We start from the raw sequence: 8,289 nt of genomic DNA on the forward strand, positions 1-8,289 counted from the left end.
CGTGCGGGTCCCGGGCCGGGGTCCCGGCCAGGCCGAGGCCCGGCCGGGTGCGGGGCACGGGACGTCCGGTCATGGTCGCTGTCGTCCGTTCCCGGTCAGCCGCGGCCGTGGCGGAGCGCCGGGTGGGCGCCCGCGGCGACCAGGTCGGCGACGGCGGCGCGCGGGTCGCGGCCGGTTACCAGGGACTCGCCGACCAGGACGGCGTCGGCGCCGGCGTTGGCGTACGCGATCAGGTCGTGCGGGCCGCGGACGCCGGACTCGGCGACCTTGACGATGTGGTCGGGGATCTCGGGGGCGACGCGCTCGAAGGTGGAGCGGTCGACCTTGAGGTCCTTCAGGTTGCGCGCGTTGACACCGATGATCTTGGCTCCGGCGTCCACGGCGCGCTCCGCCTCCTCCTCGTCGTGCGCCTCGACGATCGGGGTGAGCCCGATCGACTCGGCGCGCTCGATCAGGGAGACGAGGGCCTCCTGGTCGAGGGCGGCGACGATCAGCAGGGCGAGGTCGGCGCCGTACGCCCGGGCCTCCCACAGCTGGTACGAGGTGACGATGAAGTCCTTGCGCAGGATCGGGATGTCGACCTTGGCGCGGACGGCCTCCAGATCGGCGAGCGAGCCGCCGAAGCGGCGCTCCTCGGTGAGGACCGAGATGACGGACGCGCCGCCCGCCTCGTAGTCCGCGGCGAGCGCGGCCGGGTCGGCGATGGCGGCCAGGGCCCCCTTGGAGGGGGACGAGCGCTTGACCTCGCAGATGACGGTCACGCCCTCGCCGCGCAGGGCGGCGACTCCGTCCTTGGCCTGGGGAGCGCGGGCCGCGCGCTCCTTCAGCTCGTCGAGGCTGACGCGCGCCTGCCGCTCCGCGAGGTCGGCGCGAACGCCGTCGATGATCTCGTCGAGCACACTCACGCGAGCGGCCCCCTTCCGAACGGTGATGAGGGAACAGGATCAGCCATACCGATGGTATCCGCAGGAGGGCCCGGCGCTCGCATCCGGCCACGCCGCGTCCCACTACCTGGGCATTCAGGGGGCCAGTGCCGAGCCGAACGGCAGATTCCGGACCACGGTGAAGATCAGCAGCACGGCCCCCATGCCCCACCACCAGGCGGGTGCCAGCGCGATCCGCAGGGGCTGTCCGCGCCAGGCCCTGGTCAGCCAGAGGACCCAGACGGCGGCGAAGAGGAAGTAGCCGACGGTGGCGATCGCGTTGGCGGAGAGCGCCGCGCCGAGGTCGCCGTGGATGAAGGCGTGGGCGCTGCGGAGTCCGCCGCAGCCGGGGCAGAGGACTCCGGTCAGCCTGAGCAGGGGGCAGACCGGGTAGTGGCCGGGGTCGTTGGGGTCGATGGCGCCGACGTAGGTGAAGGCGCCTGCGACGGCGGCGAGGATGCCGAGGGGCGTGGCGAGCCGACGCACCCGGCCCACCGGGCGACCCTCCTGGCCCGCCTGCCAGCTTACCCAGCCCGTCCGGCGACCCTCCTCGCCCGTCTGCCGGCTCACCCAGCCCGTCTGTCGGCTTGCCCAGCCCGTCCGGCGGCCCGCCCCGCCCGTCTGCCGGCTTACCCAGCCCGTCCGGCGTTTGAGGACGGAACCGTGGCCGTGGGGGCCGGGCACCTGCGAGGCCCCCTCGCCCGAGGCGCCTGTGAGCTCCGGGCCCACCCCACCGAGGGTTCCGTCCTCAAACGCCGGACGGGCTGAAAGAGCGGGGGTTTCGTCTTCACGCGGCGTACGGGCCGAGAAAGCGGGGGTTCCGTCCTCGAGCGCCGGACGGGCTGGAAAAGCGCGGGTTCCGTCCTCACGCGGCGTACGGGCTGAGGAAGCGGGGGTTCCGTGATCGGACGGTGGGTGGGGCATGTCGGGGGTCGGGCAGACCGTCAGCGGCATGTTCCAGGGGCCGACGCCCGGCGGTGCGGCGTCCGGGCGGGCCGGGTCGGGGCCCGGCCGCGGGGCGGGTCCGGGGTCCGGCGGCTGGGCTGCGGCGGGGGTAGGCGAGGCGTCCACCCGGTGATTGTCCCCCGTCGACGCGAAAAGGCGCAGCCCCACCGGGGCTGCGCCTGTCTGCGTGTCGGTCGCCGGGACGGGCCGGCGCCCGGGTCAGTGGGAGATCTGCGCCCGCCCGGCGCGCTCCCTGGCCTCGGCCAGCTCGGCCGACTCCTTCGGCATGCCGAGGCCGGCGACCTTCATGGCGAGGCCCACGAGACCGCCGGCGAAGATGACGGCGATACCGGCCCAGAAGCCGAGCGGGTTGGCCGCGACCATGAAGACGCCTGCGACGCAGAAGCCGATGAAGGAGATGATGACACCGGTCCAGGCGGCCGGGGTGTGTCCGTGGCTCGTGCCCGCCATGAGTTGCTCCTCGTTGGTGTTGCGCTGTGGGTGACGCTGTATGTGTGGCCGCCGCCCGGGGGACGGCTCGGGCCCATTGTCCCGTATGGGGCCGCGCGAGGTGAGCGTGGGGTCACGCCTCGCGCGTCGGGTCCTCGCCGCGGTCCAGGGCCTTCCACAGGTCCTCGGGCCGGTCCGGGTCGGGGGCGGTGCGCGGCGCCTTGCCGGGGCGGGGGGTGCCGTCGCGCTCGTACTTTCCGGACATGGCCGGCCAGCGGCTGCCGTAGCGCAGGGCGAGGAGCCCGGCCAGCAGGATCAGCAGGCCGCCGGCGGCGGTGACGTAGGGCCAGGCGGTGTACCCGATGGCGTGGATGGTGGCCGCCGCGTCGCCGGTGGTTCTGGCGGCCTCCTCGTCGAGGGCCGTGCTGTCGGAGCCGCCGGCCCAGGCGCTGAGGGCGGCTCCGAGGCCGCTGAGGGCGAGGAGGGCGGCGACGATCCGGCGGCCCGCGCCGCGTACGGCGAAGACGGCGACGAGGGCGGCGAGACCGACGACCGCCAGGGCGGCCGGGACGCCGGTGACGTCCTGGCCGTCGACGGTCAGCGGCAGCGCGCCGCCGCCGGTGGCCGCGTCGCCCTCGGCCCAGGTCTGCCCGGAGGCGAGGAGGACGACGGTCGCGCCGGCCGCGCCGAGGAGCAGACCGGCCGCGAGACTGCGTCGGCTCCCTGCGGAGTCGGGCGCGGCGCCGGACGCGGAGTCGGCGGTTCGGGCACGGGGCTGGGGTACGGGGACAGCACTCACGCCCTCCACTATCCCCTACCGGTTCAGCGGCCGTGGAGCCGGTTGGCCGTATGGACGGCGCGGAGCACGGCGGCCGCCTTGTTGCGGCACTCGGTGTCCTCGGCGACCGGGTCGGAGTCGGCGACGACCCCGGCTCCGGCCTGGACGTACGCGGTGCCGTCGCGGAGCAGGGCGGTCCGGATGGCGATGGCGGTGTCGGAGTCCCCGGCGAAGTCGAGGTAGCCGACGCAGCCTCCGTACAGGCCTCGGCGGCTCGGCTCCAGCTCCTCGATGATCTGCATGGCGCGGGGCTTCGGGGCGCCGGAGAGGGTGCCGGCCGGGAAGCAGGCGGTGAGCACGTCGAAGGCGGTGCGGTCCTCGGTGACACGGCCGGTGACGGTGGAGACGATGTGCATCACGTGGGAGTAGCGCTCGATCGACATGAAGTCGACGACCTCGACGCTGCCCGGTTCGCAGACCCGGCCCAGGTCGTTGCGGCCGAGGTCGACGAGCATCAGGTGCTCGGCGCGCTCCTTGGGGTCGGCGAGGAGCTCGTCGGCGAGCGCCTGGTCCTCCTGCGGGGTGACGCCCCGGTGCCGGGTCCCGGCGATCGGGTGGACCATGGCCCGGCCGTCCTCGACCTTGACGAGGGCCTCCGGGCTGGAGCCGACGACGTCGAACCCGTCGAAGCGGAAGAGATACATGTACGGGGACGGGTTGGTGGCCCGCAGCACCCGGTAGACGTCCAGGGCGCTCGCCGTGCACGGGGTCTCGAAGCGCTGGGAGGGCACGACCTGGAAGGCCTCGCCGGCCCGGATGCGCTCCTTGATGTCCTCGACGGCCTCCTGGTAGGCCTCGCCGCCCCACAGCGCGGTGTACGGCGGCAGTTCGGACGGGGGCAGGACGGCGGGGGCGTTCTCGACCGGGCGGCGCAGGTCGCGCTCCATCGCGTCGAGGCGGGCGACGGCGTCCGCGTGGGCCTCGTCGACGCCGGTGTCGAGGTCGTTGTGGTTGATCGCGTTGGCGATCAGCAGGACGGTGCCGTTCTGGTGGTCGAGGACGGCGAGGTCCGAGGTGAGGAGCATGGTCAGCTCGGGCAGCTTCAGGTCGTCGCCGCCGTGCTCGCCGATCTTCTCCAGGCGGCGGACGACGTCGTAGCCGAGGTAGCCGACCATGCCGCCGGTGAACGGCGGCAGGCCCAGGTCGCTCACCAGGTCGCGCGGGGTGTGCAGGGTCTCGACGGTGGCGCGCAGGGCGTCCAGCGGGTCGCCGGTCACCGGGACGCCGACGGGCGGGGTGCCGAGCCAGTGGGCCTCGCCGTCGCGGGCGGTGAGGGTGGCGTCGCTGCGGACGCCGATGAAGGAGTAGCGCGACCAGGTCCGGCCGTTCTCCGCGGACTCCAGCAGGAAGGTGCCGGTGCGCTCGGCGGCGAGCTTGCGGTACAGGCCGACCGGGGTGTCGCCGTCCGCGAGGAGGCGGCGGCTGACGGGGACGACACGGCGGTCGACGGCCAGCTTGCGGAAGGTGTCGAGATCCATGGCCGGACCTTAGCTGTCGAGGAGGAGGACGTCGGCGTCGAAGCAGGTGCGGTCGCCCGTGTGGCAGGCGGCGCCGGTCTGGTCGACCTTGACCAGGACGGTGTCGGCGTCGCAGTCCAGGGCGACGGACTTCACGTGCTGGACGTGACCGGAGGTGTCGCCCTTGACCCAGTACTCCTGGCGGCTGCGCGACCAATAGGTGCAGCGGCCCGTGGTGAGGGTGCGGTGCAGCGCCTCGTCGTCCATCCAGCCGAGCATCAGCACCTCGCCGGTGTCGTACTGCTGGGCGATGGCCGGGACCAGGCCGTCGGCGCCGCGCTTGAGGCGGGCGGCGATGGCCGGGTCGAGGCTGCTGGCGGGCGGCGTGGCGCCGGGCGTGCTGGTCATGGGCCCATTGTGCCGTGGTCGCGAGCGCTTTCCGGGCGGACGTCCACTGGGCGGACCCCGGGTGACGGTCGTACGCTGGCGGGCATGTCGACCCATGCGAAGCGTGAACGTCTTCTGCTCGCCGATCTGTTGGAAGCGGCCGGTCCCGAGGCCCTGACCCTGTGCGACGGCTGGAAGACCCGCGATCTGGCCGCCCATGTGGTGGTCCGCGAACGCCGCGCGGACGCGGCGGGCGGGCTGCTGGTGAACGCGTTGAAGGCCCGGCTGGAGCGGGTGCAGGCGGAGTTCGCGGCGAAGCCGTACGAGGAACTGATCCAGCTGATCCGCACCGGTCCGCCCCGGTTCTCCCCGATGTCCCTCAAGCAGATCGACGAGGCGGCGAACACCGTCGAGTTCTTCGTCCACGCGGAGGACGTGCGCCGGGCCCAGCCCGACTGGTCGCGCCGTGAGCTGGACCCGGTCTTCGCCGATGTGCTGTGGTCCCGGACCGAGAAGACGGCCCGGCTGCTGGGCCGCAGGTCCCCGGTGGGCCTGGTGCTGCGCCGCCCGGACGGCCAGACGGCGGTGGCCCACAAGGGGACGCCGGTGGTGACGGTGACCGGGGAGCCCTCCGAGCTGCTGCTGTACGCGTTCGGCCGGCAGGACGCGGCGGACGTCGAGGTGGAGGGCGACCAGACGGCGGTGGAGCGGCTGAAGTCGGCCGAGCTGGGGATGTAAGCCCGGGCCCTGCCGCACAGGTCCGCCCGGGTTGGGTCCGGGCAGGTCAGCGGGGCAGTTCGGCGCGGCGGAGCGTGGTGACGGCCAGGCCCGCCGCGCCGCCGGCCGCGCACACGGCCGCGCTCACCGCGAAGACCGGCCCGGTGCCCCAGAGGGCGACGGCGGCCCCGGTGACGGGGTAGCTCAGCGGGGCGATGGCGTAGGTGAAGAACGTCGATACGGAGGTGACCCGGCCCAGGTACGCCGGGTCGGCGGCGGTCTGGACGAGGGCTCCGCACAGCGCCCCGGCCAGGCCGGCCGTGAGGCCGACGAACGCGGCGATCGCTGCGGCGAGGGCCACCGAGGGGACCTGCGCCAGGGCGGCGATGCCGGTGGCGCCGACGAGGGCCATCAGGCACATGACCGTTCCGGCGCGCGGCACCCGGCCCCGGACGGCGAGGACGAGGGCGGACCCGGCCGCCCCGCCGGCGAATCCGGCGACGATCCAGCCCATGCCGGCCGCGCCCCAGCCGCGCTGCTCGGAGAGCAGGATGAGGCCGAGGTTGAGCGGTCCGACGAAGCCGAGCTCGCTGAGGGCGATGACGAGCATGAGCGGGCCGAGCAGCGGGTGGCGGCGGATGTACCGGAGCCCGTCGACGAGGTCGTGCCAGGCGTTGGGGGTCTTCGCGGCGGCCGATGCCTCACCGGAGGTCTCCGGCCCGGGCAGCGGTCTGATCCGCAGCCGCAGAAGCAGCGGCAGGGACAGGGCGAAGAGCACTCCGGCGACGGCGAAGGCGAGCGAGGGTCCGCCGGCGGCCACGGCGACCCCGCCCATCGGCGCGCCGATGATCGAGGAGCCGCGCGCGGCCAGTGCGCGCAGGCCCTGGATCCGGGCGAGCTGGCCCGGGCCGCTGATCCGGGGCGGCAGCGCCCCGACGGCGGGCAGGAACAGGGCGTCGACCGCGCCGAAGAGCAGGGCGACGACCACCAGGACGCCCACGGTGGGCGCGGTGAGGACCAGGGTGGCGGCGAGCGAGAGGACCAGGAGCGCGCGGGCGGCGTCGCTGCCGATGACGACGCGGCGGGGCCCGAGCCGGTCGGCGAGCACTCCCCCGCCGAGCATCAGGAGCGCCCGGGGTATGGACCCGGCGGCGAGCACCAGGCCGGTGCCGGAGGCGCTGCCGGTACGGGCGGCGGCCCAGGCGAGGGCCATGAAGTAGACGCTGTCGCCGATCATCGACGCGGTGTACGCGCCGAGCCAGCGCAGGACGTTCGGGTCGCGGTGCGCGGGCCGTTCGGGGCATTCCACGGTGCCGGCGGTCATGGGTTCGTCCCTGAGGAAGTGAGGCGGTCCGGAAGGGTCGGCGGGTTCACGGGCGGAAGGGGAACCCGTAGGTGTGCAGGGCGACGCTCTCCCGGCCCGCCGTGTCGCCCGCCTCGTCGCGGGCGCGGCCCGCTTCCTCGTAACGGTCGATCAGCGCGCCCATCTCCCGGCTGAGGGAGGCCAGTTCCTCGGCGGTGAGCCGGAGGAGGTTCTCCGAGCTCCAGGAGGCGCTGCGCCATTCCGGGTCCCAGGTGTGCCGGGCGTCCTGATGGGCCCGGTAGAGCTCGACGTGCTGGTCGAAGGACATCCGGTTGGCGGCGGCGTAGACGGCCGCCTTGTCCGGTGCGTCGTCGAAGTCCTCGTCGCTGAAGGTCAGCCCTCGGGAGGACGGCTGCCACCAGCGTTCCCGGCCGTCGGTGCCCTGCCCCTCGGCGGGTTCGATCAGTCCGCTGTCGGCGAGCTTGCGCAGGTGGTAGCTGACGAGCGAGACCGCCTCGTCGACCAGGTCGGCGAGCTGGGAGGCGGTGGCGGTGCGCTTGATGTGCAGGGCCCGGTAGAGCTTCAGGCGCAGGGGGTGGCCGATCGCCTTGAGGGTGTCGAGGTCGGAGATGCGGCGTCGTTCTTCACTGGGCATGACACGACCGTAGACGCACAGGAAAAGTTGCGCAAGAATAATTGCGCAATATTTGTTGCGGAGTTCTTCAGGTGCCGAGCAGCCGTCGGGCGGCCAGCGCGAGCGAGACCTCCACCGCGTCCCGGGGGCGGGTGAGGCAGCGGCCGGTGAGCTGTTCGAAGCGGCGGAGGCGGTTGAGGACGGTGTTGCGGTGGCAGTAGAGCCTCGCGCCCGCCCGCTGCGCGGAGCCGTCCGCGTCCAGCCAGGCGGTGAGGGTCTCCACGATGACGTCGCGGTCGGCGGGGTCCAGCCGGTCCAGCGGGCCGAGCACCCGGTCGGCGAGCGCTCCGGCCAGGGCCGGGGAGGAGGCGACCAGGGCGTCCGGGAGGTGCTCGTCGAGCAGGACGGTGCCTCCGGAGGCGGGGCAGGCGCGCAGCGCGGTCTCCGCCAGCCGCCGGGCGTCGCCGAGCGCGGCCAGGCCCTCGACGGCGGAGCCGATCCCGGCCCGGACGCCGGCCGGTACGTCCAGTGCGGCGGCCAGCTCGCTCAGCTCGCCGGGCGGGCCCGCCAGCGGCAGGATCGCGAACTCGGCCTCCGGGCCCGGGTGCCAGAGCACCGCCGCCTCCGGGGCGGCG

General features: G+C 74.2%; 10 protein-coding genes. 1 reads left to right on the plus strand and 9 read right to left on the minus strand.

Annotated elements, in window-relative coordinates:
* Positions 1-95: 95 nt before the first annotated feature.
* The 6 genes from trpC to hisI all read right to left on the minus strand — a co-directional run bounded on the left by trpC (position 96) and on the right by hisI (position 5,021).
* Positions 96-905 (minus strand): indole-3-glycerol phosphate synthase TrpC, encoded by an 810-nt coding sequence (gene trpC / locus G3I54_RS19160; RefSeq protein WP_147962944.1) that lies wholly within the window; start codon positions 903-905, stop codon positions 96-98.
* A gap of 114 nt (positions 906-1,019) precedes the next feature.
* The gene (locus tag G3I54_RS39535; protein ID WP_343240365.1) at positions 1,020-1,418 is read right to left on the minus strand and encodes a DUF2752 domain-containing protein; all 399 of its coding nucleotides are present in this window, start codon (positions 1,416-1,418) and stop codon (positions 1,020-1,022) included.
* A 669-nt stretch (positions 1,419-2,087) separates the two neighbouring features.
* Positions 2,088-2,339, minus strand: coding sequence for an HGxxPAAW family protein (locus G3I54_RS19170; RefSeq protein WP_164616090.1), 252 nt, complete (start codon positions 2,337-2,339; stop codon positions 2,088-2,090).
* A 112-nt stretch (positions 2,340-2,451) separates the two neighbouring features.
* A complete protein-coding gene (locus G3I54_RS19175) occupies positions 2,452-3,126 on the minus strand; it encodes a TIGR02234 family membrane protein (RefSeq protein WP_164616091.1) in 675 nt (224 codons plus the stop codon).
* Positions 3,127-3,140: 14 nt separating this feature from the next.
* Positions 3,141-4,634, minus strand: a complete 1,494-nt coding sequence (locus G3I54_RS19180) for an anthranilate synthase component I (RefSeq protein WP_164616092.1) — start codon at positions 4,632-4,634, stop codon at positions 3,141-3,143.
* A gap of 9 nt (positions 4,635-4,643) precedes the next feature.
* The gene (hisI, locus tag G3I54_RS19185) at positions 4,644-5,021 is read right to left on the minus strand and encodes a phosphoribosyl-AMP cyclohydrolase (RefSeq protein ID WP_164616093.1); all 378 of its coding nucleotides are present in this window, start codon (positions 5,019-5,021) and stop codon (positions 4,644-4,646) included.
* A gap of 84 nt (positions 5,022-5,105) precedes the next feature.
* Here hisI and G3I54_RS19190 point away from each other — a divergent pair, with 84 nt between their 5' ends.
* Complete coding sequence (locus G3I54_RS19190) at positions 5,106-5,738, plus strand: TIGR03085 family metal-binding protein (protein WP_164616094.1); 633 nt, start codon at positions 5,106-5,108, stop codon at positions 5,736-5,738.
* A gap of 46 nt (positions 5,739-5,784) precedes the next feature.
* Here G3I54_RS19190 and G3I54_RS19195 read toward each other — a convergent pair whose 3' ends face one another.
* The 3 genes from G3I54_RS19195 to G3I54_RS19205 form a co-directional block, all read right to left on the minus strand.
* A complete protein-coding gene (locus G3I54_RS19195; RefSeq protein WP_164616095.1) occupies positions 5,785-7,041 on the minus strand; it encodes an MFS transporter in 1,257 nt (418 codons plus the stop codon).
* A gap of 46 nt (positions 7,042-7,087) precedes the next feature.
* Entirely contained in the window at positions 7,088-7,675 is a 588-nt protein-coding gene (locus G3I54_RS19200) for a helix-turn-helix domain-containing protein (protein WP_164616096.1), read from the minus strand.
* 67 nt (positions 7,676-7,742) lie between these two features.
* The coding region (locus tag G3I54_RS19205; RefSeq protein WP_164616097.1) for a helix-turn-helix domain-containing protein at positions 7,743-8,289 on the minus strand (547 nt) is incomplete at its 5' end.

This window comes from Streptomyces sp. SID14515, assembly GCF_010548505.1.
Taxonomy (GTDB): Bacteria; Actinomycetota; Actinomycetes; order Streptomycetales; family Streptomycetaceae; genus Streptomyces; species Streptomyces caviscabies.